1 protein-coding gene is annotated in these 1,538 nt (G+C 30.6%); it reads right to left on the reverse strand.

The window, feature by feature from the left end; all coding sequences use genetic code 11:
* Nucleotides 1-1,159, reverse strand: a 1,159-nt coding sequence (locus K0778_RS25945; protein WP_153520334.1) for an IS1182-like element ISSau3 family transposase, incomplete at its 3' end; no start/stop codon positions are given.
* Nucleotides 1,160-1,538 lie beyond the last annotated feature (379 nt).

Here is a 1,538-nt window from a genome sequence, read left to right on the forward strand (position 1 = left end):
GTTCGTCATATTTCCAATTTTGAGTGTTAAAAATGTCACTTTTAAACTTTCTAGTTTTATCTTTAATAAACATGCCATACGTAATAAGTGGCGTTTTATTAAAATCATCTATAATAGCCATATAGTTTTGCTCACTACCATAACCTGCATCAGCTACAATATACTCCGGTAAATAACCGAAGGTATTTTGAATCATTGTTAAAAATGGAATTAAAGTTCTAGTATCTGTCGGGTTTTGAAATAGGTCATAGGATAAAACAAATTGAGAATTTGTCGCTATTTGTAAATTGTATCCTGGCTTAAGTTGGCCATTTTTCATATGGTCTTCCTTCATTCTCATAAAAGTTGCATCATGATCAGTTTTAGAAAAGCTATTTCTATCTTTAAGAATCGATTTTTGTTCTTCATATTTACTTTTTCTTTCGGAATAATCATCAAATTTCTTTTTGAACTTCTTAATCTCAGTTCTTTTTTTACGGGTCTGTTTTCTAATTTGAGTACAATCTTCGTTCTCAATAGAATGATTTAAATCTTCGATTTCTTTATCTAAATGACTACCAATTAAATCTATTTCTTCTATTGTTAAATCGCTATCTCCATCTTCTTTTATCTCTGGTATTATTTTTTCTTCAACTAAGTCACGATATAATGCTTTTGAATTTTTGTTCAATTTCGATTCGTGATTTTGAATACTTTTCTTCCACACAAATGTATATCTATTGGCACTAGCTTCTACTTTTGTACCATCAATAAAAATTGAATTATCATCAATAAGATTTTGCTTTAAACATTGACTATGGAACTGAATAAATAAAGATTCAATTAACGCATCAGTATTAGGATTCACTCTAAAACGATTAATAGTTTTATAAGAAGGTGTTTGATCTTGAGCTAACCACATCATTCGAATACTGTCATGAAGTAATTTCTCTATTCTACGACCAGAAAATACAGATTGAGTATATGCATATAAGATGATTTTTAACATCATTTTTGGATGATAGGATGTTGCGCCACGATGATGTCTGAATTCATCGAATTCGCTATCAGGTATCGTTTCAACAATTTCATTAACATATCGCGAAATATCATTTTGAGGAATTCTAACAGAAGTTTCTATTGGTAGTGTAAGTTGGGTCATGTTATAATTTTTATACATAAGGCACCTCGTTAATTTAGTTTAGTGGTATTTATTAAATTATACGAAAGTGTCTTATTTTTTTAAAGTATTTCAAAGTAAAATTACATGTTAATACGTAGTATTAATGGCGAGACTCCTGAGGGAGCAGTGCCAGTCGAAGACCGAGGCTGAGACGGCACCCTAGGAAAGCGAAGCCATTCAATACGAAGTATTGTATAAATAGAGAACAGCAGTAAGATATTTTCTAATTGAAAATTATCTTACTGCTGTTTTTTAGGGATTTATGTCCCAGCCTGTTTATTATTTAACGTCTACCTCTAGGATTAAAAGCATCTTTAAGCCCTTCCCCTACAAAGTTTATACTTAATATAGTTAATGTAATCATTATAGCAGGTGG

The organism is Escherichia sp. XD33 (assembly GCF_019375075.1).
In the GTDB taxonomy this organism is placed as follows: domain Bacteria; phylum Pseudomonadota; class Gammaproteobacteria; order Enterobacterales; family Enterobacteriaceae; genus Enterobacter; species Enterobacter flexneri_A.